Genomic DNA, 25,912 nt, shown 5'->3' with positions numbered 1-25,912 from the left:
AGATTATAACTGTAGCAGCATCAATACAAAAACTGTATTAGAAAATTCCAATACAGTTTTTGTATTTGTTTACTCAATTAATCCCAAAAACCATCATGAACATTTACGACATCTTGCTCAATTTCTTCAAAAGGGCCTTCAACATTAATATTCTTTTGTCCTTTTGCAAAGACATATCTGCAAGATAAATCAAAGGTTGGATTTATATCATTATTACCAGTAAGCTCTAGTAATCTTTTCTCGCTTATATCATATACTACTTCCCCCACATTACCCCAATATATTGCACCAGAACACATTACACATGGCTCGGCAGTTGTATATAAAGTACAATTCTATAAAAAGTCTTTTGTTTATTTGCAAAATATTTTTAGCTAGTTAAATAAAATCCTTTTTCTATCTTATTTTTAAAATATAAAACATTTGTAAGGTTTATTTAAGGTTAATGTTATCAAGAGATAAGATTAACCTTATATAATGTACCTATAGCAAGATTCACTTCATAATTATAATCTTACCGAAAAAAATAATTACTGAAGAGGAATACAAGGAGGCACAATATGATATATTGGGAACTTAAAAAAATATTAAAATTAAAAACTGGAATAATTGTAGCGGCGATATTTATTTTACTTTGCGGAGTAATGGCTTTTATAAAACCAGAGATGGAAACACAGAAATCACATAGAAATGAGCAATATGAGTTAATTAAAGACACAAGAAAAGCAGAGGTAATTGCACAGGGGAAATTAGATGCAAAAATAGGAACAATAAAAGAAATGGCAAATAGTCAGGAGAAGGATGACTTTAGTAAAGGTATAAAAGAAATATCCAGTAAAAAGTTAAAAAGTATGGAAGATACAAAATATAAGGATGTTAGCTTCTGGAAGGCATACGATTATAGAGCAACCAATACTTTTATGGCATTCTGTATGGTGGTAATTCTAATTATAGTTTGTTGTAATACATATACAGATGAGATTGTTTCTACGGTAGAAAATTTGATTCTTACATCAAAAAATAAAAATAGGGCTTTATATTCAAAACTAGGACTTGGAATATTAATACCAACAGTTTTATATGGAGGGTATCTAGCAATTCAATTCATAGTGACAGCGATTCAATATGGCATGCCCACCAATGGGAAACTACAAGCAATAAGAATAATAGATAATCCTATTTTAGTAAGGGATGCATATACCATAATTCAATTTATAATATTTAAGATAGGAATAATGATATTAATACTAGCTACTTTAGGTGTAATTGCATGTTTATTCTCATTTATAACAACAAGTTCAATAGCATCAACAAGTGGATTTTTGATTTTTATTATTACTCCAAAATTATTAACAGTGGTAAAAATAATTCCGAGTAATGTTAAAATGGTGCTCGCGAATGTTAATTTTATAAATTTACTATTTTATTTTAATCAGTTTGCTGGCATATATTTTGGAAATGTGAAATTCTTTGGGATGAACTTTGACTTAATAAATCTTTGCCTTGGAATACTGGCAGTAACTATAGTGGCAGGAATTACACTCAGCGTAGTATCATTTAAAAAAATATTAGTAAGATAATTAATGGATTTTAAAATTAGAGGAGGAACGATTATGAACAAGCTTGAAATAAGAAATTTAACAAAAAGCTTTGGAAAAAAGAATGCAAATAATAATATAACACTCACTTTAGAAAATGGTGTATATGGACTACTCGGACCAAATGGAGCGGGTAAAACTACACTAATGAAACAAATAGTAACATTAACAAAACCTACCAGTGGAGAAATTATTTATAATGGAAAAAGTATTTATGATAAAGAAGATGAGTACCGAAATATTATTGGATACCTTCCGCAAGAATTTGGTGCATATAAGAATTTCACAGCAAAACAATTTTTGAAATATGTGGCTGCATTAAAGGGAATAGACAAAAATAAAGCCTCTGAAAAAATTGATGAACTACTAAATCTTGTTGGATTATATGAGGTTAGAAACAAGGCAGTTGGCAAATTTTCAGGTGGTATGAAAAGAAGAGTTGGAATTGCACAAGTATTATTAAATGATCCTAAAATAGTTGTACTTGATGAACCAACAGCGGGTCTTGATCCACAAGAAAGAGCAAGATTTAGAAATCTTATAGCTGATATATCTAAGGAAAAAATAATAATACTTTCAACTCATATTATTTCGGATATAGAAGCAGTAGCAAGAGAAACCATAATGATTAAAAATGGTAGCGTTATAATAAAAGGAAGTCATAAAGATATATTAACTGGCATGAAGGGAAAAGTATATAAGATTACAACAGATAAAGAAAATGAAGTTATGGATATACAAAGAGATTATAAGGTAGTTAACCTTCAAAGGGGTGCGGATGTTACAGAGCTCAGAGTAGTAAGCGATAAAATGCCTTTATATGCATCAGCGCAGAGCATAGAACCAAGATTTGAAGATGTATATATGTTTTACTTTGAGTTAGAAAATACTAGGGAGGTGTAACTTGTGGAAATTCTTATAAAATCAGAAATAAGAAAAATGTTATTTAAAAAGAGCGTTATAATAACTTGGATTGCTTTACTTTTATTAAGTAGAAGTTTAATTTATCCGTCTTCAAGTGCAGAGATTTGGGCGGATGCCTTTAGTAAAATGTATGGAATCGTACCAGTGATAGGGCTAATAACCTTTATGGTAATTTCAGCTACATATACCCTTGAATATAGCTCTAATATGAATGAACTTATAAATACAACCCAAAATGGAAAGAAAAAGGTTGTAACGGCGAAATGGATTGGTGCGGGCATAGCAACAACAATAGTTAATCTATCAATAGTACTTACAATGCTTATAGATGGATTAATAAAATCAAATTTTAAAGGGCTAGACTTACAATTAAAAGAACTTTGGTATTTTGGAAACAGTGGTTCAAACATAACTGTATTGCAAATGATGATTATACTTATAATAACAGTTACAGTAGGTTCATTCTTTTGCTCCCAGCTAGGATTATATCTATCAGCAATAAGTAAATCGGCTTCCATACCTTTTATTTTTGGAGGGTTACTTATAGGATTGCCATATGTATTGCCAGCTATATTATATCGATTTGGAAATGTGAAATATCTTGGGATAACTCCACTTTGGGGAATGATGTCTATGCAATTAATAAGATATCAGGTTCCAATATCATTAATTATGATTCAAATAGTAATAGTTATTGCTGGTTTTATATTTTTACCAAAGCTTACCTACAAAGCATTTATAAAGGAATAAAAAATATGATAAGATAGTTTCTATGGTATTATATAAGTAAGAAACACAAGGACATTTCAGAAGACTAAACAATTATTAATTGTTTAGTCTTCTGAAATATTTAATATGGAGTATTTAGGTGATAATTTAAGAGGTGGTAATTATGAATAATTCAATTAATAAAAGTAAAATATTAATAGTTGATGATGAAGAGGATATATTAGGACTTTTATCTACTGTGCTTAGAAAAGAAGGTTTTGAAAATATATATGCTGCAGGGACTGCAAAAGAAGCATTAGATTTAGTAATACGGATAAACCCAGATATTATTCTTTTGGATATAATGATGCCAGATAGAGACGGGTATGAAGTATGTAAAGAAATAAGAAGCACTTCTAGAACGCCAATTTTGTTTATGTCGGCTAAAACGGAAGAGTTAGATAGGATTTTAGGATTTGCTTTAGGAGCGGATGACTATATTACAAAGCCATTTAGTCCAAAAGAGGTCGCATATAGGGTGAAGGCTCATCTAAGAAGAAATAATTACATTGGTGAAGAGCCTGATGAAAAGTGCAAAATTATAGTTTTTGGACCCTTTGAATTAAATGAGGAAAAGATAGAGCTTAAAAAGAATGGCGAATTAATAGAGTTAAAACCAAAAGAATTTAAGATGTTAGCATACTTTGCAAAAAATCCGAGCCAAATTCTGAGCAAGGAAAATATTTGTAGTGGGGTTTGGGGAGAAGATTATATAGGTTTTGACAATACAATTATGGTTCATATAAGGAGACTCAGAGAAAAAATAGAGGATAATCCTTCAATGCCAAAATATATAGTTAATATTAAGGGGCTTGGATATAAATTTGTTGTAAAGGATGAATAGATATGAAATTCAAATTAATGGGCAAATTCATGATAACTGTGGTTTCTGTAGTTATAATAGTAATGATTATAAATATTATTGCAGCCTTTTCTTTTATAATTTATAACAATGAGACAAAAGGAACCTTAATAGAGAAAAAATTAAAAGGTGTAGGGGCAGAGGATTATACTAGAAATTTCAGCAAATGTATTGTAGGTAATAAAGAAGCTGTTTATATAGACAATAATGGGAAACTAAGCTTGGATAATAATAATATATGGATACAGATATTAGATGAGCAAAGTAGTGAAGTATATAGTTATAAAAAGCCAAAGGGTACAAAAAAAAGTTATACTCCTTTTGAATTGATTAATGAATATAAGTATGTGGATGAAAAAACCTTAACAACTATTTTTTTAGGTGAAAAACAAATAGAAGGACGTAAATACAGCTATATAATAGGATTCCCATGGGACACGGTTGAGCGACAAGTAATTACTATTAATAATAGTAATTTTGTAGAAACGATAGGTAACTTTATTTATATCATTTTAATATTAGATGCATTAATTGCATTGTTTTTTGCATATTTATTCTCAAGAAGACTTACTAAACCTGTAATCAACATAATAAATGGTGTCTTAGTATTGTCGGATGGAAAATATGATTTGAATTTATCTGAAAAGGGGCTATATACTGGGGTCTACCGCAACTTAAACAATCTTTCATCAACTCTTAGGAGTAATGAAATAGAAAGAAAAAAACTGGACCAAATGAGAGAAGAATGGATCTCAAATATGTCACATGATATTAAGACGCCGCTAGTATCTATAAAAGGATATGCCGAAATTTTAAGTAGTGATGATTATGATTTATCAAAAGAAGAGATAAATCAGTATTCAAAAATAATAGAAAGTAAGTCTAATTATATAAAAGAGCTTGTAGATGATTTAAATTTAACAACAAGATTGAAAAATAAAGTATTGAAGTTAAACAAGAAAAAAGTAAATATGGTTAGCTTGGCACGAAATGCTGTAATTGATTTACTAAACGATCCTAAGAATGCTAATGTAGATATTGATTTTATTTGTGATAATGAAGTTATAGAAGCTTTTGTGGATGATATTCTGATAATGAGGACTATAAAAAACTTGGTATATAATGCAATAGTTCATAATAAAGAGGGCGTAAAAATAAAAGTATTGGTTGAGAAGAATGATAACATAAAAATTGTTATAAGTGATAACGGAAAAGGAATAAGGCCGGAAGAACTAAACCTTATATTTGAAAGATATTACAGAGGTGCAAATACCGGAAAAGGACATGAAGGTTCGGGACTTGGAATGGCTATTGCGAGGGACATAGTAAAAGCACATGATGGAGAAATTAGGGTGCTAAGTGAGCTCGGACGTGGTACAGAAATAGAAATCAATTTATAAATAAGTATTCGATTTAAAGATTTTTATGAATATAATAAGAATGGAGATGGATAATGAATTTTATAGGTAATATTATTTGGTTATTATTTGGTGGAATCATTTCAGCTATTGCATGGTTTTTATCAGGTCTAATTTTATGCGTTACAATTATTGGAATACCGTTTGGTATTCAATGTTTTAAGATTTCAATATTTGTATTGTGGCCTTTTGAAAAAGAAATAGAGCTTGGTAATTTTGGTGTTGGAGGATTGATTTTTAATGTTATCTGGATTATTTTTTTAGGATGGGAACTTGCCATAGCGCATCTCGTTACGGGTGTAATATTTTGTATAACAATTGTAGGAATACCATTCGGACTTCAGCATTTTAAATTTGCTCAACTTGGGCTCATACCTTTTGGAGCGAAAATACATTAGATATAAATTAGCTCAATATTATTTATAGAAAATAGGTAGGCACATAGTATTCTATGATGCTCTATCTATTTTTTAGTTGTATTTTATTTCACATCTACAGTGGCCTCAGGATACTTTGAGGAAGAACCCCTAAAGGTTACTACTCGTCAAATATTTTCAGCTTATTAGGAAAGAAAATCATCATTGTAGTTCCAGAAGGTTCAGAAAACTGAACGGTTATATCTAATCCTAATTTTTTGCATAATATTTTACATAGATAAAGTCCCATTCCCGTGGATTTCATATATGATCTACCATGATGTCCTGTAAATCCCCTATCAAAAACGCGAGGTATATCCTCAGGGGGAATGCCTATGCCGTTATCATGAACATTCAGAATGGTGCCTGATACTACTTGCCTCGTATAAAATGAAATTATTAGTTTATCACTTCGATACTTGATTGCATTATCAATGAGTTGTTTCAAAATAAATATAATCCATTTAGGGTCAGTTGTTACATCTAATTCCAAATCTTTCATTTGTATTTTGCCACTCATTCGTATGATACTCATTGAGCAGCTTTTTATTGTGCTATTGACTATGGATGAGAGACGAGTCGTCTCTATCTGATAATCTTCATAAAGCGTATTACTTCTGGCATAGTAAAGTGTTTGCTCAACATAACCTTCAATTCGATCAATTTCAGATTGTATTTGATGCGATATAGGTGATTTGTTATTTGCTATAATCAAATTGATTGCCGTAATAGGTGTTTTGATTTCATGCACCCATAATTCAATATAATCGTGATAGTTTCGCTGTGATATTTTAAAGCTTGCGATATTATCATTCATGACCTTTGTTGAGTCTTTCAAAATCTGATAAAAAACCTGACCACTAAAAAAATGCGGTGCTTCAACAATATCAGTGATATATGTCTTTTCATCAAGATTTTGAAAAATTAAAAGCAGTTCGCTGTAAAAATGCTTCATTCTGTAATAGTCAAAGCATAATCCAGAAATATAACAGAAAAGCAATATACCACAAATGAAAATAATAACAGAACTTTTAACATTAAACAGATATAGTATACCAGTGCTAATAACATAGGATAAAAGAACAAGAATAATTTGAATTGATTTTTCTTTAAGATAATTTATGACACTCATATCTGATACCCTTGACCGCGTTTTGTAATTAAATAATCGGTTAAGCCAAAAGACTTAAGTTTCCGTCTAAGCCTTGCAATGTTGACATTCAAGGTATTTTCATCAACATAATCCCCATTTTGCCATAGCTCATTCATAAGATCATCCCTTGAAATTATATTGCCCTTATTCAGTATGAGCAATCGAATTATACCTAACTCATTTTTTGATAAGTCTACTTCCCCGCCATCATAGATCATTTTGCTTTTTAAAACATCTACGGTTAGGTCTTTATGGCTAAGTAAGATACTCTCAGGATTATCGGTGGTTCTTTTTAACACAGACTGAATATGAGCTAGTAATATTTGAAGATTATAAGGTTTAGTGATGAAATCATCAGCTCCAATGTTTAAGCTTAGCAATTCGTCTATTGGTGTGTTTCTGCTGGTGACAACGATGATAGGAACAGGAGATTGTTTGCGTATTTCACGGCATACGTGGAACCCGTCCTGATAAGGTAAATTTAAATCCAAAAGTATTAAATTAGATTTTGAATGTAATACAATTTCAATAATATTTTCAAAATCATTGCTATCAAAACACTCATAACCATATTTAGAGAGGAAACTCTTTAGCTCCCTAGAAATTGTTGGATCATCCTCTATGATAAATATCTTCATTTTACAGTCTCCTCTTCGATATAAATATAATAAACGATACCATGATGTTATATTGAAGTACCTTGCACATACGACAATTATAATGAATTATATGGTATATTGTACATAATATTCGTTATAATGGCAAGGAATAGAATAGCCCAATCATCACTTACGGTGCTGGTTACAGCAACGCAGTTGATGATTGACAGCAATGCAATTGATGATTAACAGCAATGCAATTGATGATTAACCTTACAAAATGGTAATGCTACGGTAAGGTTAATCGATAGTTTGAAAAATAGAAAGATGATAAAGTAGTGTAAGAGAGAGAAAAGGAGCGATAACGATGAATATTAATACGATTTTAAAAGTTAAAGATATTGAAAAAGTATATGGAAATAAAGGGAAAGTTACACATGCCTTAAATGGCATTTCTTTTGAAGTTAATAAGGGTGAATTTTTGGGAATAATGGGTTCTAGTGGAAGCGGAAAAAGCACATTACTTAACTGTATTTCTACCATTGATACTATTACATCAGGACATGTATATGTAGACGAAGAAGATATCACTCTTTTAGGTGGAAGTAAGCTTTCCAAATTTCGTCGTGAAAAATTGGGATTTATATTTCAAGATTATAATTTATTGGACACATTGACAGCATACGAAAACATCTCATTAGCATTGTCTATTAATCATTGTCCTGTGAATAAAATTAAACAAGAAATAGATAATGTAGCTTTGGCTTTAAATATAGAGAAAGTACTTAATAAGTATCCTTATGAAATGTCTGGAGGACAGCAACAAAGAGTGGCAGCAGCTCGTGCTATGGTGGCTCATCCATCTTTACTTTTAGCAGATGAACCAACAGGAGCGCTTGACAGTAAATCTGCAAAAATGCTATTAAAAAGTTTGGAAGATTTAAATCGTAATCAAGAGGCCACAATCCTTATGGTAACTCATGATGCGTATAATGCAAGCTTTTGTAAAAGAATCATTTTTATTAAGGATGGAAAAATATTCAATGAGTTATATAAAGGCAGTCATGATCGAAAAACCTTCTTTAATAGCATCATGGAAGTTGTTTCTGTTTTAGGAGGTGAGAGTGATAATGTTTTTTAAACTTGTTTTTAAAAATGTACGTAGGAGTATTAAAGACTATGTGGTCTACTTTTTAACATTGGCACTGGCGGTTAGTTTGTTTTATGCGTTTAATTCAATAGCATCTCAGCCAGGATTAAGCAAATTATCTTCTGCAATGAAAATGATGACCGATACTATGAATCAATATATAGGAATTCTATCAAAATTTATTGCTGTGATTCTTGCTTTTGTTGTAGTATACGCAAATCAGTTTATTATGAAAAGAAGAAAAAAAGAAATGGGAATGTATATGACTCTCGGTATGGACAAGTGGAGCATTTCATCTATTTTTGTGGGGGAAATTGTTTTGGTTGGTATTTTTTCCTTAATAGTTGGATTAGGTATAGGTTTGCTTTTATCACAAGGGCTTTCACTAATAGCATTAAATTTATTTGCAACAGATGTATCTTCATTCCAGTTGGTTTTGTCTGTTAATGCTATAAAAGAAACAATTATTAATTTTGCTATCATTTTTGGGGTTGTTATGATAGTTAACACGCGTTCGATTTTTAAATTAAAGTTAATTGATTTATTAACGGCAGACAGAAAGAATCAAGAATTAAGAGTTCATAATAAATGGATTTCATTTTTATTATTTGCTACATCAGTATTTTGTATGATTTTAGGTATATACATACTATTTAGTACTGGACTTAGCAAAACAACTCTACCCAAAGTTATGGTGCTTATTGGGGTTGGTATTCTATTGTTTTATTATACTGCTTCTAGTGTAATGATCTTATTTGTTCAAAAAAATAAACGTATGTACTTTCATGGATTAAATACATTCTTATTCAGACAAATTGGTAGCAAGCTTCAGACAAATTATCTTGTCATCACAGTTATTAGTGGATTGCTTTTGTGCTCGCTTGTAGTCCTTAGCTCAGGGTTTAGTATTAGTGGTCAAATTAACAATCTGATGAAAAAATCTATTCCTTATGATGTTACCGTTCTGTTACCTATAAGCAAGGATAAAGTAACTCCACTAGAAAAATCCCAAAAAGATGGAGTCATTTTGCAAGAAAATTTGAAGGATTATTGTGAGAGTATTCTATATGTTACGGATTATACCTATGGAGATATATTTGAGGGGCAAGTCGTAAAATTATCCATTACGGATAAGGACATGCCAGAATCTAAAATTAACTTCATGTCAGAGACAGAGTTTAATAAACAGATGACTCTTCAAAATGAGAAACGGATTAGCTTATCTAAAAATCAATATCTTATAAATGCAACCTATAAGAACACAATACCTTATGTAGATCATTTTTTAAAGAATCATGGGAAGATTAAGGTTGCTGGTCAAGAATTAACACCACAAAGGGCAGAACCCCTTAACAAGACAATTATAGCATTTGCTCCTATAGGCGCAAATGATCCGGGAACAATTATTGTACCTGATGAAATTGTTTCAAAGTTAATACCAGAGACATATTTTTTAAACGGTCTTTATAAGGCGGACGCGAACAAAGAATTATTGAACGCACAGATGATTAAAGCATGGTCTGATTCAATAGTAGGTGGAAGCATTACCTATACCACAAAAGATGTTCTGCAGGACTTCTATTTTGGAACATTTGGGGTTGTCGCATTCATATGTAGTTATTTTGGTCTTGTGCTTATTATAATTTGTTTGGCAGTACTCGCACTGCAACAATTAACCGAAACGCAAGATAATAAAGAACGATATCACACATTAGCAAATATGGGGGCAGATGGAAAAATGATTCGTAGCACATTATTTCTACAGATTGGATTTTACTTTATTGTGCCACTCATTATGTCAATGGTATTATCTATGTTTATTACTAGATCCGTACTAAATGAAGTGGAGTCATTCTTTCAGATGTCTATTGGGCTAAATATGGGGGTAAGTTTTGCAATTATTATCGTTTTGTATATCATGTACTTCATTGCAACTTACGAAAGTGCAAAACAAATCATTGTTGAACAAAAGATAAAATAAAGAAATATAGTGAGGAGAGAAAAATATGGAGAATTTTTTATTAAATTTAGGAGTGTCTAAAGGAATTATTCAAACTATTCAATGGTGGTCGCCAGCCCTTGAAGGAATCGTAGTCATCATTGCTATAGTTATTGTTGTGGGGATTATTAAACATAAGAAAAACAAATAAATTTATTTATAGCTCTCATCTTAAGTTAAGGTAGGGGCTATTTGACGATTACGAATATGATAAAAGCGCCAAGGCAATTATTCATTTTCTAAAATGGAATAATTATTATGATGTTACAAAAATGTAAGTTGAAAGAGCAAAATGTAAGCCGAAGCAATGGTGGTATATTTTGCTTTTTTGTATACTAAGAGTGTAAAACATATTCAAAATAATTAATATTAACGAGGGGTATCTATAATGACAGAATTATTGAAAGTAGAAAAAGAATTTTTGAACTCTTTATAAAATTCTTATATTATAAAACTATTAGTAAACGAAAGGAAGATGAATATGGATAATTATATTTTACAAACAAAAAATCTTTGCAAGACTTTTAAAAAACAACGCGCAGTAAACAAAATTTCGCTGTCTATTGAGAAAAATTCTGTCTATGGATTGCTGGGACCAAATGGTGCTGGAAAATCAACTCTATTAAAAATGATTACTGGAATGCTTCATCCAACATCAGGAGAAATTATTTTTGATGATCATCCTTGGAGCAGGAATGATCTTTCAAATATAGGGGTTTTGATTGAATCTCCACCTCTTTATGAAAATTTGACGGCGGTAGAAAACCTGAAAGTTCGAACCATTCTTTTAGGGCTTCCTGATTCTCGTATTAAGGAAGTATTGGAAACAGTTGATTTGACAAACACAAATAAAAAGCAGGCAGGACAATTTTCTATGGGGATGAAGCAAAGGCTTGGAATTGCAATTGCACTACTAAATAAACCCAAATTGTTAATTTTGGATGAGCCTACAAATGGCCTGGATCCTCTTGGAATACAAGATTTACGTGAGTTAATACGTTCTTTCCCAGCTCAAGGAATGACAGTCATCCTCTCCAGTCATATATTGTCTGAGGTTGAATTGATTGCAGACCACATTGGTATCATCAGCAATGGGGTACTCGGGTATAACGGCAAAATTAATCCTGGAGAAGATTTGGAAGTACTTTTCACAGAGGTTGTGAAAAAGAACAGGGAGATGGTTTCATAATGCTCGAATATTTACAGGCTGAAAATTTAAAATGTAAGAGAACATTTATAAAAAAAATAATTTTTCTTGCACCTATGGTTACCTTCCTCATTGCACTTTCATCTGTTATATGGTTTCAAGCCAATAGCTTTAATTCGTGGTACATGATGATACTACCAGGATATATTTCAATAATGGCAGTGATGACTAATGAAAGGGAAGAAAAAAAATTACGGTATAGAGCTGTATTTGGTCTTCCAATTTCACTAAAAAAAGTGTGGATTTCAAAAGTTTTGGTAAATGGGTTTTATATGCTTCTATCCTGCATGGTTCTGTCAGTAGGAATTATTTTAGGCGGCTACTATTTTCCCGTCACTGTACCGTTTTTTCGGGCACTTGTCGCAGCTGTTTTGATTGCAGTTACATCTTTGTGGCAAATTCCACTTTGTATGTTTTTAGCAAAGAAACTGGGAATGATAGGGGCTGTTTTGATTAACGTTTGCGGTAGTATTATGTTAAGTTCTTTGACTGCAATAACATCAACGTGGTGGATTTGTCCTTATAGCTGGACAGCTCGTATTATGTGTCCAGTTCTTGGATATCTTCCAAATGGACTTAAGGTAGAAACAGGATCTCCACTACTAAATCCAATCGCGATTCCAATTGGAATAATTTTGTCTCTTATTCTGTTTGCATTGCTATTGATTGTTACCGCTAATTGGTTTTCAAAACAGGAGGTTAATTAATATGGTTGCTTTACTTAGATGTATAAAATCGGATTTTTACAAATTAAGACATACTTCTATTTTGCGGATTCATTTATTTATTCCACTAGCAGGAGCGTTTATGTTTTTATTATATTACTACGGGACATCAAAGAACTCAATTATGGATATAGAAGGGTATCTAGATGCGCTGGCCATTGCGTTTCCTTTACTGATAGGATTAATCAGTGGGATAGTAATTGAGCAGGAAGAGCAAGCTGGAGGTTTTCAAGTAATGCTATGTACTTCAAAATCAAAATGTACTACGTATTTAAGCAAGTTAATTTTTTTGCTTTTATTAGGAAGTTTTTCTATTGCACTTGCTGTAGGAGTATTTGCACTTGGATTTCACGTATTGCCCTACTTATTTTATTTAAAAGCAGGTGCAGCATTAATTATAGGAAACATATTTCTTTATATATTGCATGTGTTCATTAGTCTTCAATTTGGAAAGGGAGCATCTACAGGGCTCGGAGTTTCCGGAAGTCTGATTTCTGCTCTTATGCTTACAGGTCTTGGTGATTATATATGGCACTTTGTTCCATGGGCATGGAGTGTGAGACTTTGCAATAGTATGGTTAACAAGTTGAACTATCCTGCTTTCAGTGCTGAAATAGCACTTGATATGCAAAAGGGATTATTTGTAATGCTATTTGCAATATGTATTGCCTTCGTTGCTAGTTTATTTTGGTTCAGAAAGTGGGAAGGAAGAAAGTCATATGAGTAAGGAGAAATTATTATGAAGATAAAAAAAATATTGATACCTTTGTTCACAGTTTTGTTTTGTACGCTAATAACAGGATGTTCTCCAAAAGATAAAATAATTAGCAAAGCCAGGAACCATGCAATTAAAGATAAAATTATTTGTAAAGTTAATGCTAAAAATGCTACTCAAATAAGTTACAAGGATACAACCTATCAAATTTCAAATCTTTCATTGGAGCGGTCTAAAATTGGGGGATGGAACGGAATTATTGACAAAGTGGCAGTTATTGATAAAAATAATTGTATACTTGAGCAAAAAAGAATTGATTCGTCTGCCCAATTAACAATAGAGGATGTAAAAAAGAATCTTCCTAAAGATGCAAAGTTTATTGTCTCTTTTCAAAATGTTTGTTCAATAAAAGATGTGGAGACTAAAGGCGCCATTGCTGTTCAAATCAATAACAATTTTTACAAAGCGATTCCTGTAGAAGGCGCATCTACTGATAAAACAGTCATCAAATTATCTCCTGCGGGGCTACACAGCTTCTCAGAAGACGAATTGACAACTTCAGAATGAGAAGCGTTTTACTTTTTTATAAAAATAGATTATGTCAAAGTTATACTAATATATAGAAAACGAATTTAACGGCATTTCAGAAAGAAAGTCGGGAGGGCAGCAACAAAGAGTGGTTTATTTTAAAATATAGGGTGTAGTTTGTGGGGATTGGTACTGTCTTTTACAACACTTTCGGATGAAGAAGAAATATCTAATTTATCAAATATATTGTGAGAGACTAGAAGCAGAAATGCTCATTTTTTAGCTCGTTTACGTTATACCGTAGACAAACGCCAACTAATTCTTTAACAATTTCAAAATATACTTAATATAACTATATTTTTCAAACAATTACATAAATAATATATACTTGTATATAAATTTGTATCATTGTATAATTAAAATTGACCTTTTTGGTAGTTTATAATAAAAATCTGAAAATATTATAGAGAGCAACTATAAAATATAAGGCAAAGGATGGAAAACATGACAAAAAAATTAAATCTAATTAAAAGACTAATCCTATTTTTTATAGGAATGAGTATAATACAGATCGGGGTAGCTTTGTTTTTAAAAACTAATATTGGTTCTGATCCGTTTACCTTATTCACTCAAGGATTAGCATTTTTATTAAAGAAGACACCTGGAAGTGCCAATATGATTATTTTATTTGTAGTGGTTTGTATAATACTTTTAGTTGAAAGAACGCGTATTAATATAGGAACAATTATATGCGTGGTGGGAGTAGGCCCCATTATGGATCTTGGAGTAAAGGCTGTTTCATTTTTTCCGATTGAATCTTTAAATATTGGTGTAAAAATACTTTTAGTTGTATTCGGCTGTGTTCTAATTGCAATTGGATTTTCTATACTTTCAGCAAGTAATCTAGGCGTTGCACCAAATGACATTATTCCATTTATAATAAAAGATAAAACTAATTTAGAATATCGTTGGGTTCGTATGAGCTTAGATGCTATCTTTTTAATAACAGGATTTACACTCGGTGGAGTATTTGGTATAGGTACAATAATATCTGCATTGTTAACAGGTCCATGCATACAATTTTGCCTTCCATATGGAGAAAAGTTAGTAAATGCGATTGTTAAAAATCAATCTGAACGTAAAGAGGGAAAAAATGTATATGTGGAAGCTTAAATTTAATTATATTAATGGATAGTAAAAGAAAAGTTTTCTATAATGATGGCAGGGTAAAATAATAATAAAAACAACCATCTGGAGCCCAGATGGTTGTTTTTATTGAAATAAAGATTTATAATCAGCATTAGAAATTCCAGTTTTAAAGGCATTCAGGTCCTGAAAAGAACTTACATCTACCCTGTGTAAGGAAAGTAGACCATCATTTTTAGAGGACCAACTAGACGACTTACCATCAATGGTGAAAGCCATTTTGTAACCAGCTTCGTTCACAGCCTCAATGGCACTTTTGTTGTACGCACCACCAGGGTAGGCAAAGAAGTTTATTTCTTTCTTTAATATTTTTTCTAGATCTTTTTTAGATTGAATTAATGTTGCTAGTTGCTTATCCTTAGAAAGTGATTTTAACTTATCATGATTTACGGTATGGCTTTCTATATCTACTCCGTATTTATCCATTTCTAAAAGCTGTTTGGATGTCATAAATTCATGATCTTTATCAATATGAGAAGTAATAACAAAAATTGCTGCTTTAAAATTATATTCTTTTAGAACAGGGAACATAGCAGTATAATTATTTTCATAGCCATCATCAAAAGTAAGGACTACAGATTTTTCAGGTAGAGGCTTCTGATTCATAAAGTACTTATATAAATCCGTAAGCGTTATAGTCTGGTAACCGTTATCTTCTAGGTATTTCATTTGCTCCTTAAACGTTTCAATAGGAAGAGAATTGGAATCACTTTTTCCAGAGGTAATTGAGTGGTACATTAGGACTGGAACACTCTTACCGTAAGGTTTATTAACTGTAGACTCTTTCTTTGTTATGGGTATAGGTTTTGAAATAGATTTTGAACATCCAAGGACAGAGGTTAAAAAAATTAATATAAATATGAAACACAAATTTTTTTTCATATCGACCTCCTAAACCGATTTATATTATAAATTATTATTTGTAATGTATAAAAAATTATACCTAAATTGTTTTAGGAGAGTATAGAGAGTGCTAGAAATAAAATACATAAGAATTTTTTGTATTAAGTTCTCTTTTTTTATAAGGTACATATAATAGTAACTGAATAGAAAAAGGAGTGATGTTAATGTCAAAGATTGAGAATAACTGTGGTTGTGAAAAAAAGCATGAGGATAACTGTTGTAAAAAAGAAAAGCAATTCCACGACCATGAATTCTTAGGAAGTACTAGATTAGCAGAATTAGATAGTGAGGATGCTCATAACCACAGATTTGCTGGAGTGTCAAGTCCTGCAATACCAGTTCAAGGTGGGCATGTGCATAAAGTTAAATCAAGAACAGATTTTTTTGACCACTTTCATGAATTTGAAGCAACTTCAGGTTTAGCAATACCTGTTGGCGGTGGTAGGCATGTTCATTTTGTAAAGGCTAGAACTAATGTCGTTGATGACCATTGCCATGAATTAATATTTGCTACACTTATAGAAGCTCCAATATTTGAAGAAGCTTAATAAAAGAACTGAGTTAAGTTAAGGAATTGCTGTAAAAGGCAGTGAATGCTAACATTGTTCCATATAACAAGGCTGCAATCCTTTAAAATAAGTTTAAAGGATTGCAGCCTTATTAATGCTTTGCTATGTTTTTTGAATATAACACGATATCAATTAGCAGAAGTTATAAATTTATAGAGAAAATACTTATAGTTGGGTATAATCTAAATAAAAACTATAATATTTAGTGGCTAAAAGGAGAGGTTTAATTGAATATACTAATTGCTGATGATGAGAAACAAATGGTAAAAATCCTTTCAGCTTATTTTCAAAAAGAAGGGTTTAATGCAATTACAGCAAAGGATGGAGAGGAAGCCTTAGATTTGTTTCATTTACATAAAATTGATTTAGCAATTTTGGATTGGATGATGCCAAAGGTTAGTGGAGTTGAGGCTTGTAAATATATTAAGGAAAATAGTAATACAAAGGTATTAATTTTAACTGCAAGAACACAAAATGAGGATGAAATTGAAGCATTAGATTGCGGAGCCGATGAATATATAAAAAAGCCTTTTGATCCTAGAATACTTTTAATAAGGGCGAAAAAGCTTATAAATTTTGATGATGAGATAAGTATTAATAATATAAAAATAAACACAGATGAGAAAAGGGTATATAATAATGGAGAAATATTAAAATTAACAAAAATAGAATATGATCTTTTGATTTCTTTTGTTAGAAATAGGGGGATTATTTTATCTAGAGATAAGCTAATAGATTTAGTTTGGGGAATGGATTATGATGGGGATCATAGAACGGTGGATACTCATATAAGAAGACTTCGAGCGAAAATAGGTGAGGATAGTATAAAAACCTATAGAAAAATTGGTTATAGTATGGAGGCGGATGAGAATCAAAATAAGTAAAAAGTTCACATTGTCTATAGCGTCAGTCACAATTTTTGTAACTATAATTTCTATGGTGATAAATGTATTTTTTATTGAAAGATTTTATATGTTTAAAAAGACGAGGACATTAGACCAGATTTCTGAGCAAATAAACAGAAAAAAAACAGATTATATTTTTAAAAATATAGATGAAATGGAAAAGAAAAATGATGTCACTATAGTTTATTCGGAGGCAAGTAGCGATATTAATAATATTAATGAGGATTTAATAACTAAATTTAGTTCGAATAAAATAAAGCTAAATAAATTTTGGCTCACGGAAGATACTCTAAGTAAGTTAAATAGTAAAAGTATAAACAAGATATATGACCAAGGAGTAACAAAATATAAGGTACTAACAAAGTTTATAAAGGTTGATAAATATATATTTGCTATAGCGATGCCACTACCATATATGGGAGAAACTATAGATATTATAAATAAATTTAATATATATTTAAATATATTTTCTTTGATTTTAATTATAATTTTAGTTGGCTTTTTTTCTAAAAAAATAATAAAACCATTAGAACTTATAAAAGAATTATCAAAGGATATTGCTAATTTAAACTTCAGAAAAGAGGAAATTAAAACAAATGATGAAATAGAAGAGCTTGCTATAAGTATAAATAGCATGAGTGAAAGCTTAGAGCAGGCACATAAAGAAATCAATTTTCAAAATGAAAAGTTAAAGACTTTAATTTCAGATATGGCTCATGAGGTTAAAACTCCATTAGCTTTAATAAAGGCGTATGGACAGGGAATTGAGGATGGTTTAGATGATGGGACATATATGGGAATAATTAATGAGCAAATAGACCATATGGATAGTTTAGTAGAAAATCTTTTGTTTTTGTCAAAGCTTGAAAAAAAAGAATTAAAAAAAGCTAACTTTAGTTTGAAGAGAAAGTTTAGTAGTGTTTTAAAAAAATATAAACTACTTATAGATGAGGCTAACATAAATTTTATATCAAATATAAATAAAGACGAGGAATATATTGTTTATGGAGATGAGGAAGGCATTGATATTGTATTAAATAATTTAATTACAAATGCTATAAAGTATACTAATAATAATGAGGTAGAAGTAGAAATAGTCAAAGAAGATAATAAAACAATGTTTTCTATAAAAAATGGATTAGAAGAAAGTAGTAAAGAAGATTTAGAAAATATATGGACACCATTTTATGTGCTTGAAAAATCAAGAAGTAAGGAACTTTCTGGTACGGGATTAGGGTTATCTATAGTGAAAAAAATATTAGAAAAACATAATCTTGACTTTGGATTTAATGTGAAACAGAATAAGATTGAATTTTACATAATATTTTAAATAAAGTTTTTTGTAACATTGGCGTAACACTTCTATAGTATTTTACTTATGAGGTGATTTAGTTGAAAAAAAGAATATCATTAGTTTTAGTAGCTATAACTGTAACAACATTGTTTTCGGGTTGTAATAATAAAGCTATTTCAAGTAATAATAAAGTTAATCCGATTAATAACAAAATGAATACTAAGGTTGAAAATTTAGATTTTAAGTTTAAAGTAGAACCTGTTACCTTTAAGATAACGGTAGAATCTAATGGAATTACGGAAACAGTATCTGAGCCTTTAGAAAAAACGGAGGTATCAAACTTAAAGGACAATGGAGATAAAATATCTTGGAGTTATAAAAAGAAAAATATTGATGTAGAAATTCAAAAGAAAGATAAGTATTTAGATGTATCTATAAAATCTAGTAATAAGGATGGTGAAAATAAATTTTCATGGCCAAAAGTAACAGGAGAAGGATATATGCTTCCATTAAATGAGGGTAAGTATATTCCAAAGGATGATAAAGTATGGAAAGACTATTTAAATGATAATGAAATGAAAACTTTAGAGTCTTTTTCTATGCAGTTTTTTGCAGCAAGCAAAAAGAATTATTCGCTATTATATATAATTAACAATCCTTATAATAATGAAGTTAAATTTGATACTAAAGAAAATATTAAATTTACTTTTAATCATGAATATCCTTCAATAAATAAAAACAAGGATTATGGATTTAGAATTTATTTAACTAAGAATAATCCAGTAGATGTAGCTAAAACTTATAAGAATTTTATTGTGAAGCAGGGTAACTTTAAATCTCTAGAGGATAAGGCTAAGGATAATAAAAATATTGAAAAGCTTTATGGGGCGCCACATGTTTATTTTTGGGATAGGTCGGCAATATCTGAGGAAAATGTTAAATTGGATAAGATAAAAGGAAGCATTCCAAAAGATCTAAAACTTTGGATGCAGGAGTTGTTAAAAACAAAGGTTGAGGATGGTGGAGAGCTCGCTACTGCTTTTAATGATTTAGATTCTTCAGAGTATCTTGATAAATATACAAAAAATAGAATTATAAAAGGTTTTAATTCTGTAATACAGTTAAAGGAGTTTTATAACCCTAAGGTGTTTACGAATTTAGATAAAAAAAGTAAAGGGTTAATAGATAAGGGAATAAATAAATTAAACCCAGTAGAATTAATAGATTTAAATAAAGGTTTATTAAAATCATCTTTAGGAGATGTAGCAGATCCTATTGAAAAATGGGCAGATGCGAATACTGTTAATGTACTTTACGATATGAAAAAGTCCGGTATTGATAAAATGTGGGTTGGATTAGACGACTTTCAAGAAGGCTTTTTAAAGCCGGAATTAGTTGAAAAAGCAAATGAATTGGGATATTTAATAGGTGCTTATGATTCTTATCATTCAATTCATAAGCCAGGACAAGAAAAGTGGTCAACAGCGAAATTTTCTGATACATCTCTTTATGAAAATGCTACTGTAACCAATAAAGAGGGCAAAAAGATAGAGGGGTTCCAAGGGGCTGGAAGAAAGTTAAATCCAACACTTGCTATGCCAAGTGTAAAGGAGCGAGTTTCATCTATTTTAAAGATTGGTCTAAAGTTTAATTCGTGGTTTTTAGATACAGATGCAACAGGAGAAGTGGTGGATGATTATTCTAAAGAGCATCCTACAACAGAAGCAGGAGATATAAAGGCAAGAATAGAAAGAATGGAATACCTTCAAAAACAGTTTAATATGGTAGTTGGAAGTGAAGGAGGAAATGATTTTGCAAGCAAATCTATAGCATTTGCTCATGGCATAGAAACACCATCTTTTTCATGGATGGATAAGGATATGAGTAAAAATAAGGATAGTAAATATTATGTGGGAGGATATTATTCAAGTAATGGAGGAGCGCCAGAGTTATTTTCAAAGCAGATACCTATAAAGGATAAGTATAAGAAGTTATTTATGGATACCGCATATACAATTCCACTATACAAGTTAGTTTATAATGATTCAGTTATTACTTCTCATTGGTGGGGCTGGGGTACATTAAAAATAAAAGATGAAGTAGAAAATAGAATGCTATATGAGGTTTTATATAATGTACCACCACTTTATCATATTGATAAAAATGAATGGAATAAGAATAAAGCCGTTATTGTAAAACATACAAAGGTATGGTCTGATTTTAGTAAAAAGGCAATTACTAAGGAAATGACAGATTTTAAGATTTTATCAAAGGATAGATTAGTCCAAATGACTAAATATGGAGAGGACTTAAAGGTAATAGCTAACTTTTCTAATAAGGAAGTTAATGTTGAAGGGGAAAAAATTGCCGCAAAATCTCTTATTATATTTGATGGAAACAATAAAATTAAATATACCCCATAAAGGACTAAGCTCTAGCTTATAAATTATATTTATAAGCTAGTTTTTTTGAATAAACAATAAAGATATGTAACCTTAATGTAACATAGAAGGGTTATATTAAGGTTAGAATAGTTTAAAACTAAGGATAAAGGATATGATAAAAAATGAAAGTGAAAAGAAAAATTACTATTTGGATAATATTATTTGTAAGCTTGTTAGGAGTATACACAACTTATATAGAAAGAAATTTATTAATTGTAAAAAGGCATAATGTTACAATTAATAAAAATGGGGATGAAAAGCTAAAGGTAGTGCAAATTACGGATATACATCTTGGAGAATTTTACAACTTAAATAAGCTAGAGAAGGTTGTCCAAAAAATTAATGGATTAGATGCCGATATAGTGGTATTTACAGGTGATCTAATAGATAATGCTTCAACATATAATGAGATTGACAATATAGCAGAGGTTCTTAAACAAATAAAATGTAAAATAGGTAAATATGCTATATATGGTAATCACGACTATGGTGGAGGGGCTGTTAGATACTATGAGGAGATAATGAATAAAGGTGGATTTAAGGTTTTGAAAAATGATGGGACAAGCATTGTGTTTAAGGATAAGCATATAAAAATTTTTGGAGCAGATGATGGGTTAATGGGAAATCATAGTGTAGATAAAACAATGAACGGAATTAACAATAAGTCTGTAAATTTATTATTGTTACATGAACCAGATTTAGTAGACAAATATAGTGATTATCCAGTTGATTTAGTTCTTAGTGGACATAGCCATGGTGGACAAGTATACATTCCTTTTTATGGTCCACTAAAGAAAAATGTATTATCAGAAAAATATACCAAGGGCCTTTATAAATTAGACAACCCTAGAGGAACAAAAATATATGTTAATAGTGGACTGGGAAATACAAAGGTGCCATTTAGATTGTTTAATATGCCACAAATTTCTCTTTTTAACTTGAAAATTTAATTTTAAAAATAGACTTAAATTAAATATCTATATTAATGATTTATAAAGCGTGGGAAGTATTAAACTATGCAGCAATATTTCGTATTTCAGGCTTTCTTTAGAATATTTTTGTTGAGCTTGAATATTATGAGTATTGAGTAGTAATTTTATATTCCGTAAATACAAAATATTAGAGGGTGTGTATTATGGATAAAAAGAGAAGCTTTATTGTGGTTGAGGGAATAGTACAAGGTGTAGGCTTTCGTCCATTTGTATATAATTTAGCAAAGGATTTTGAGTTAAAAGGGTGGGTGAATAATAACTCTGAAGGAGTTTATATAGATGTTGAGGGATGCTTGGAAGATATAAATAAATTAATAAAATGTCTCGAAAATAGTCCCCCACCTCTTGCTCGAATAGAAAAAATAACTATAAAAGATGATAAAGTACTAAATTATTCTAATTTCGAAATTAAAAAAAGTGAAAAGGGTGTAGATAAAATTACTTTTATATCGCCAGATATAGATACTTGTAGTGAGTGCACAGAAGATATACTAGATTCTAATAATAGGAGACGAGGGTATGCTTTTACTAATTGTACAAATTGTGGCCCCAGATTTTCTATAATCAAAGAGTTACCTTACGATAGAAATAAAACTACAATGAAAGAATTTAAAATGTGCAGGGAATGTAATAGTGAATATTTAGATCCTACAAATAGGAGATTTCACGCACAACCAAATGCCTGCAGGTCGTGTGGCCCAGAGCTTTGGATAGAGGATTTTAAAGGTAACAGATTAGATATACAAGATCCTATAAGTTTTGCTCAAAACATGCTTAAGGAAGGGAAAATATTTGCCATAAAAGGGCTAGGGGGTTTTCACCTTGCTTGTGATGGATTGAATAAAATTGCAGTGAATAACTTAAGGGAGAGAAAAAAAAGACCATTTAAGCCTCTTGCGCTTATGATAAAAGATATAGAAATAGTAAAAAAGTATTGCAGAGTAAGTGAGTTAGAAGAGAAAATGCTAACTGGAATAAAAAAACCAATTGTTATTTTGAATCAAAAGGAAAGCTGTGATTTACCTCAAAATATTGCACCTAATCAAAAAACAATGGGAGTAATGCTACCGTATACACCAATTCATATTTTATTGTTTTCAGAAAAACTTAAGGTGCTTATTATGACTAGTGCAAATGTTAATGGTCTACCTATAGAGTATAAAGACAGTTCTGCAAGATATGGTCTATCGGGTATTGTGGATTATTTTCTCATACATAATCGTGAAATACATGTCCCAGTTGATGATTCTGTATTAAAGGTTGTAGAGAAACAGCAGAGAATCATAAGGAGGGCTCGAGGATTTGTACCTGAACCATTTAAATGGACTAATATGAGAAATATATTAGCTTGTGGTCCCAACATGAAGAATACTTTTTGCATCAGTAAAGGCGGTTTTTTGTTTTTAAGCCAATTTAATGGCGACTTAGAAAATTTAGAAACCTATGAACACTATAAAAAAAATGTAGAGCATTTTAAAAAAATATTTTCTTTTTCTCCCCAATTTATAGTACACGATATGCATCCAGGATATATGTCAACTAAGTATGCTTTAGAATATGATTTGCCTAAGATTCCCGTGCAGCATCATCATGCGCACATAGTTAGTTGCATGTTTGAAAATAATTTAGAGAAAAGAGTTATTGGAGTTTGTTTTGATGGAACTGGGTATGGTACTGATGGAAAAATGTGGGGTGGAGAATTTCTGGTTTGTGACCGCCTTCAATTTGCAAGAGCTGCCCATCTTGATTATATAAAAATGCCGGGAGGAGAAAAAGCTATTAAAGAACCCTGGAGAATGGCAGTTTCTTCTCTTTATAAGTTTTTAAGTAGACAAAGAAGTAAAAAAGAGGTTAATGATATGATTTTTGAATTATATGGTATTAAGGCTATTAATCTAATTAATATTTTAAATTCAAACATTAATTGTATCGAGACATCAAGCATGGGTAGACTTTTTGATGTTATGGCAAATATAATTGGAATTACAGATATAGTTACCTATGAAGGACAGGCTGCTATTGAACTTGAAGCTATATCAGAAATGGATATTGAAGAATCATATACGTATAAAGTAATAGAACAGGATATGTATATTATAGAACCCTACGGAATGATTATTGAGGCAATAAAAGACAAAACAAAAGGCGTATCAGCTAAAATTATTGCTTCAAAATTTCAAAATACTATTGTTAATTTAACTGTAAGTATATGTGTACGAATTAGAGAAGACTCCGGCATAAATGAAGTTGTACTGAGTGGAGGGGTTTTTCAAAATTCTTTTTTACTTAAAAAAATATTTTTTAATCTAAAAAAGGATAATTTTCAAGTCTATACTCATAAGGACTTACCTTCTAATGATGGAGGGGTAGCAATTGGGCAGATAATTATAGCCAATGAAATAATTGAAAATAATTTAATGAAAAATTAAAAAAATGAGCATGCAAAAACATTTTAATCAAATATTTCACATATATATTAATGAAGAAGGAATTACAAATTAATTAGGAGATAAATATGCATGAAGTTTCTATAATTCAAAATGTTATTAAAATAGTAACAGATAAAGCAATTGAAAATAAATTAACTAAAGTTAACAAGGTATCGTTAAAAATAGGGGAGTTATCTGGTGTTATGCCAGAATGCTTAAACTTTGCATTCGAAATCTGTATAATGGATACAATGCTTGAAGGCTCAATTTTAGAAATAGAAAAAGTTAATGCAGTAGCCGAATGTAAGGATTGCAAACAGAAATTCCTAATTGACCATTTTAATAAACTTTGTCCATGCTGTAATAAATTTTGCTCTAGTATTATTAGTGGATATGAGCTTTATGTAAATACTATAGAAGGGGATTAAATATGAGTGAAATTAAGATAATTACTAATATACTTCAAAAAAATGATGAGATAACCTCGATAAATAAAAGATTACTAGGCGAAAGAGGGATCTATGTAATAAATCTAATGAGTTCACCTGGTTCAGGTAAGACGTCCTTACTTGAGAAAATAATAGCTAAGCTTAAAAACGATATAAATATTGCTGTAATTGAGGGGGATATTTATACTACTAAGGATGCTAAGAGAATAGAGGCTCAGGGTGTTCCAGTGGTTCAAATTAACACTTGTGGGGCGTGCCACCTTGACGGCGAAATGATAAAAAATGCATTAAATGCATTAAATCTTGATAAGATTGATTTGATTGTAATAGAAAATGTAGGCAATCTAGTTTGCCCTGCAGAATTTGAAATTGGTGAAGATATAAAAATTTGTGTTTTGAGTACCACAGAAGGAAATGACAAACCTTTGAAATATCCACTAATGTTTGAAAAAAGTGGTGCAATCATTTTGAACAAACTAGATTTAATAGAATTTACTGATTTTGATAAAGAAGAGTTCTACAGAGATATAAAATCTTTAAATGCTAATGTGGATACATTTGAAACATCTTGTGTTAAAAATCAGGGTATAGATGAAATATGTTCATGGTTAATGAGGAAAATACAAAACAAAAAAATAAAGGTTAAATAAATAGAAAAT

General features: G+C 30.5%; 26 protein-coding genes. 22 read left to right on the top strand and 4 right to left on the bottom strand.

The genetic code is table 11. The features are described from left to right. Window positions 1–77: 77 nt before the first annotated feature. On the bottom strand, window positions 78–269 hold the full coding sequence (locus ACWJJ2_RS11100; RefSeq protein WP_462953167.1) for a hypothetical protein: 192 nt from the start codon (window positions 267–269) through the stop codon (window positions 78–80). Window positions 270–560: 291 nt separating this feature from the next. Between ACWJJ2_RS11100 and ACWJJ2_RS11095 the strand changes: the two genes are divergently transcribed. The 6 genes from ACWJJ2_RS11095 (at window position 561) to ACWJJ2_RS11070 (ending at window position 5,968) form a co-directional block, all read left to right on the top strand. Then, window positions 561–1,580 (top strand): hypothetical protein, encoded by a 1,020-nt coding sequence (locus tag ACWJJ2_RS11095; RefSeq protein ID WP_462953254.1) that lies wholly within the window; start codon window positions 561–563, stop codon window positions 1,578–1,580. 33 nt (window positions 1,581–1,613) lie between these two features. Then, complete coding sequence (locus ACWJJ2_RS11090) at window positions 1,614–2,501, top strand: ABC transporter ATP-binding protein (protein ID WP_462953253.1); 888 nt, start codon at window positions 1,614–1,616, stop codon at window positions 2,499–2,501. A gap of 3 nt (window positions 2,502–2,504) precedes the next feature. Next, window positions 2,505–3,272, top strand: coding sequence for a hypothetical protein (locus tag ACWJJ2_RS11085; RefSeq protein WP_216302253.1), 768 nt, complete (start codon window positions 2,505–2,507; stop codon window positions 3,270–3,272). Between the two features lie 142 nt (window positions 3,273–3,414). Next, complete coding sequence (locus ACWJJ2_RS11080) at window positions 3,415–4,134, top strand: response regulator transcription factor (RefSeq protein WP_462953252.1); 720 nt, start codon at window positions 3,415–3,417, stop codon at window positions 4,132–4,134. Window positions 4,135–4,136: 2 nt separating this feature from the next. Next, window positions 4,137–5,552 (top strand): sensor histidine kinase, encoded by a 1,416-nt coding sequence (locus ACWJJ2_RS11075; protein ID WP_462953251.1) that lies wholly within the window; start codon window positions 4,137–4,139, stop codon window positions 5,550–5,552. A gap of 53 nt (window positions 5,553–5,605) precedes the next feature. Next, a complete protein-coding gene (locus tag ACWJJ2_RS11070; RefSeq protein WP_216302250.1) occupies window positions 5,606–5,968 on the top strand; it encodes a YccF domain-containing protein in 363 nt (120 codons plus the stop codon). Window positions 5,969–6,107: 139 nt separating this feature from the next. On the opposite strand, the gene ACWJJ2_RS11065 is transcribed toward ACWJJ2_RS11070, so the two are convergent. After that, on the bottom strand, window positions 6,108–7,118 hold the full coding sequence (locus ACWJJ2_RS11065; RefSeq protein ID WP_220286982.1) for a sensor histidine kinase: 1,011 nt from the start codon (window positions 7,116–7,118) through the stop codon (window positions 6,108–6,110). Continuing rightward, entirely contained in the window at window positions 7,115–7,777 is a 663-nt protein-coding gene (locus tag ACWJJ2_RS11060) for a response regulator transcription factor (RefSeq protein WP_220286983.1), read from the bottom strand. The genes ACWJJ2_RS11065 and ACWJJ2_RS11060 overlap by 4 nt, the downstream gene beginning before the upstream one ends. Window positions 7,778–8,105: 328 nt before the next feature. On the opposite strand from ACWJJ2_RS11060, the gene ACWJJ2_RS11055 reads away from it, so the two are divergent. The 8 genes from ACWJJ2_RS11055 (at window position 8,106) to ACWJJ2_RS11020 (ending at window position 15,235) form a co-directional block, all read left to right on the top strand. Then, window positions 8,106–8,879: an ABC transporter ATP-binding protein gene (locus tag ACWJJ2_RS11055; RefSeq protein ID WP_216302247.1), complete on the top strand. Its 774-nt coding sequence runs from the start codon at window positions 8,106–8,108 to the stop codon at window positions 8,877–8,879. Beyond that, complete coding sequence (locus ACWJJ2_RS11050; RefSeq protein WP_216302246.1) at window positions 8,869–10,869, top strand: FtsX-like permease family protein; 2,001 nt, start codon at window positions 8,869–8,871, stop codon at window positions 10,867–10,869. The genes ACWJJ2_RS11055 and ACWJJ2_RS11050 overlap by 11 nt, the downstream gene beginning before the upstream one ends. A gap of 25 nt (window positions 10,870–10,894) precedes the next feature. Next, window positions 10,895–11,038, top strand: a complete 144-nt coding sequence (locus ACWJJ2_RS11045; RefSeq protein WP_216302245.1) for a hypothetical protein — start codon at window positions 10,895–10,897, stop codon at window positions 11,036–11,038. Window positions 11,039–11,368: 330 nt separating this feature from the next. Further along, window positions 11,369–12,076: a lantibiotic protection ABC transporter ATP-binding protein gene (locus ACWJJ2_RS11040; protein WP_216302244.1), complete on the top strand. Its 708-nt coding sequence runs from the start codon at window positions 11,369–11,371 to the stop codon at window positions 12,074–12,076. Beyond that, window positions 12,076–12,801 (top strand): lantibiotic immunity ABC transporter MutE/EpiE family permease subunit, encoded by a 726-nt coding sequence (locus tag ACWJJ2_RS11035; RefSeq protein WP_220286984.1) that lies wholly within the window; start codon window positions 12,076–12,078, stop codon window positions 12,799–12,801. Before ACWJJ2_RS11040 ends, ACWJJ2_RS11035 begins: the two co-directional genes overlap by 1 nt. A gap of 1 nt (window position 12,802) precedes the next feature. After that, complete coding sequence (locus ACWJJ2_RS11030; RefSeq protein ID WP_220286985.1) at window positions 12,803–13,546, top strand: lantibiotic immunity ABC transporter MutG family permease subunit; 744 nt, start codon at window positions 12,803–12,805, stop codon at window positions 13,544–13,546. A gap of 12 nt (window positions 13,547–13,558) precedes the next feature. Continuing rightward, entirely contained in the window at window positions 13,559–14,101 is a 543-nt protein-coding gene (locus ACWJJ2_RS11025; protein WP_462953250.1) for a NisI/SpaI family lantibiotic immunity lipoprotein, read from the top strand. 465 nt (window positions 14,102–14,566) lie between these two features. Continuing rightward, a complete protein-coding gene (locus ACWJJ2_RS11020; protein WP_220286987.1) occupies window positions 14,567–15,235 on the top strand; it encodes a YczE/YyaS/YitT family protein in 669 nt (222 codons plus the stop codon). A gap of 99 nt (window positions 15,236–15,334) precedes the next feature. Here the strand turns inward: ACWJJ2_RS11020 and ACWJJ2_RS11015 are convergent, their stop codons facing one another. Further along, a complete protein-coding gene (locus ACWJJ2_RS11015) occupies window positions 15,335–16,150 on the bottom strand; it encodes a polysaccharide deacetylase family protein (protein ID WP_220286988.1) in 816 nt (271 codons plus the stop codon). A 185-nt stretch (window positions 16,151–16,335) separates the two neighbouring features. Between ACWJJ2_RS11015 and ACWJJ2_RS11010 the strand changes: the two genes are divergently transcribed. The 8 genes from ACWJJ2_RS11010 to hypB all read left to right on the top strand — a co-directional run bounded on the left by ACWJJ2_RS11010 (window position 16,336) and on the right by hypB (window position 25,903). After that, window positions 16,336–16,719 (top strand): YmaF family protein, encoded by a 384-nt coding sequence (locus ACWJJ2_RS11010; RefSeq protein ID WP_216302238.1) that lies wholly within the window; start codon window positions 16,336–16,338, stop codon window positions 16,717–16,719. Between the two features lie 248 nt (window positions 16,720–16,967). Continuing rightward, window positions 16,968–17,624: a response regulator transcription factor gene (locus tag ACWJJ2_RS11005; protein ID WP_220286989.1), complete on the top strand. Its 657-nt coding sequence runs from the start codon at window positions 16,968–16,970 to the stop codon at window positions 17,622–17,624. After that, window positions 17,605–18,975: a HAMP domain-containing sensor histidine kinase gene (locus tag ACWJJ2_RS11000; RefSeq protein ID WP_462953249.1), complete on the top strand. Its 1,371-nt coding sequence runs from the start codon at window positions 17,605–17,607 to the stop codon at window positions 18,973–18,975. The genes ACWJJ2_RS11005 and ACWJJ2_RS11000 overlap by 20 nt, the downstream gene beginning before the upstream one ends. Window positions 18,976–19,037: 62 nt before the next feature. Then, a complete protein-coding gene (locus ACWJJ2_RS10995; protein WP_253198115.1) occupies window positions 19,038–21,362 on the top strand; it encodes a glycoside hydrolase in 2,325 nt (774 codons plus the stop codon). A 143-nt stretch (window positions 21,363–21,505) separates the two neighbouring features. After that, on the top strand, window positions 21,506–22,333 hold the full coding sequence (locus ACWJJ2_RS10990; protein ID WP_216302235.1) for a metallophosphoesterase: 828 nt from the start codon (window positions 21,506–21,508) through the stop codon (window positions 22,331–22,333). A 185-nt stretch (window positions 22,334–22,518) separates the two neighbouring features. Next, window positions 22,519–24,804, top strand: coding sequence for a carbamoyltransferase HypF (gene hypF / locus ACWJJ2_RS10985; RefSeq protein WP_216302234.1), 2,286 nt, complete (start codon window positions 22,519–22,521; stop codon window positions 24,802–24,804). An 86-nt stretch (window positions 24,805–24,890) separates the two neighbouring features. After that, window positions 24,891–25,232, top strand: a complete 342-nt coding sequence (hypA, locus tag ACWJJ2_RS10980) for a hydrogenase maturation nickel metallochaperone HypA (RefSeq protein WP_216302233.1) — start codon at window positions 24,891–24,893, stop codon at window positions 25,230–25,232. A gap of 2 nt (window positions 25,233–25,234) precedes the next feature. Further along, window positions 25,235–25,903 carry a hydrogenase nickel incorporation protein HypB gene (hypB, locus tag ACWJJ2_RS10975; protein WP_462953248.1) on the top strand — a complete coding sequence of 223 codons (669 nt, stop codon included), beginning with the start codon at window positions 25,235–25,237 and terminating at the stop codon, window positions 25,901–25,903. Window positions 25,904–25,912 lie beyond the last annotated feature (9 nt).

This window comes from Clostridium sp. CM039, from assembly GCF_055081075.1.
Note: the sequence above shows the minus strand (reverse complement) of the source record. Positions and strands in the feature narration are given on the sequence as shown.

Bases quoted from the DNA above. Each gene is read 5' to 3' on its own strand.
- ACWJJ2_RS11040 (WP_216302244.1), top strand. From the start codon at position 11,369: ATGGATAATTATATTTTACAAACAAAAAATCTTTGCAAGACTTTTAAA.
- ACWJJ2_RS11055 (WP_216302247.1), top strand. From the start codon at position 8,106: ATGAATATTAATACGATTTTAAAAGTTAAAGATATTGAAAAAGTATAT.
- ACWJJ2_RS11035 (WP_220286984.1), top strand. From the start codon at position 12,076: ATGCTCGAATATTTACAGGCTGAAAATTTAAAATGTAAGAGAACATTT.
- ACWJJ2_RS11020 (WP_220286987.1), top strand. From the start codon at position 14,567: ATGACAAAAAAATTAAATCTAATTAAAAGACTAATCCTATTTTTTATA.
- ACWJJ2_RS11030 (WP_220286985.1), top strand. From the start codon at position 12,803: ATGGTTGCTTTACTTAGATGTATAAAATCGGATTTTTACAAATTAAGA.
- ACWJJ2_RS11090 (WP_462953253.1), top strand. From the start codon at position 1,614: ATGAACAAGCTTGAAATAAGAAATTTAACAAAAAGCTTTGGAAAAAAG.
- ACWJJ2_RS11065 (WP_220286982.1), bottom strand. From the start codon at position 7,118: ATGAGTGTCATAAATTATCTTAAAGAAAAATCAATTCAAATTATTCTT.
- ACWJJ2_RS11050 (WP_216302246.1), top strand. From the start codon at position 8,869: ATGTTTTTTAAACTTGTTTTTAAAAATGTACGTAGGAGTATTAAAGAC.
- ACWJJ2_RS11045 (WP_216302245.1), top strand. From the start codon at position 10,895: ATGGAGAATTTTTTATTAAATTTAGGAGTGTCTAAAGGAATTATTCAA.
- ACWJJ2_RS11095 (WP_462953254.1), top strand. From the start codon at position 561: ATGATATATTGGGAACTTAAAAAAATATTAAAATTAAAAACTGGAATA.
- ACWJJ2_RS11010 (WP_216302238.1), top strand. From the start codon at position 16,336: ATGTCAAAGATTGAGAATAACTGTGGTTGTGAAAAAAAGCATGAGGAT.
- hypF (WP_216302234.1), top strand. From the start codon at position 22,519: ATGGATAAAAAGAGAAGCTTTATTGTGGTTGAGGGAATAGTACAAGGT.
- ACWJJ2_RS11080 (WP_462953252.1), top strand. From the start codon at position 3,415: ATGAATAATTCAATTAATAAAAGTAAAATATTAATAGTTGATGATGAA.
- hypA (WP_216302233.1), top strand. From the start codon at position 24,891: ATGCATGAAGTTTCTATAATTCAAAATGTTATTAAAATAGTAACAGAT.
- ACWJJ2_RS11060 (WP_220286983.1), bottom strand. From the start codon at position 7,777: ATGAAGATATTTATCATAGAGGATGATCCAACAATTTCTAGGGAGCTA.
- ACWJJ2_RS11025 (WP_462953250.1), top strand. From the start codon at position 13,559: ATGAAGATAAAAAAAATATTGATACCTTTGTTCACAGTTTTGTTTTGT.
- ACWJJ2_RS11000 (WP_462953249.1), top strand. From the start codon at position 17,605: ATGAGAATCAAAATAAGTAAAAAGTTCACATTGTCTATAGCGTCAGTC.
- hypB (WP_462953248.1), top strand. From the start codon at position 25,235: ATGAGTGAAATTAAGATAATTACTAATATACTTCAAAAAAATGATGAG.
- ACWJJ2_RS11015 (WP_220286988.1), bottom strand. From the start codon at position 16,150: ATGAAAAAAAATTTGTGTTTCATATTTATATTAATTTTTTTAACCTCT.
- ACWJJ2_RS11075 (WP_462953251.1), top strand. From the start codon at position 4,137: ATGAAATTCAAATTAATGGGCAAATTCATGATAACTGTGGTTTCTGTA.
- ACWJJ2_RS10990 (WP_216302235.1), top strand. From the start codon at position 21,506: ATGAAAGTGAAAAGAAAAATTACTATTTGGATAATATTATTTGTAAGC.
- ACWJJ2_RS11070 (WP_216302250.1), top strand. From the start codon at position 5,606: ATGAATTTTATAGGTAATATTATTTGGTTATTATTTGGTGGAATCATT.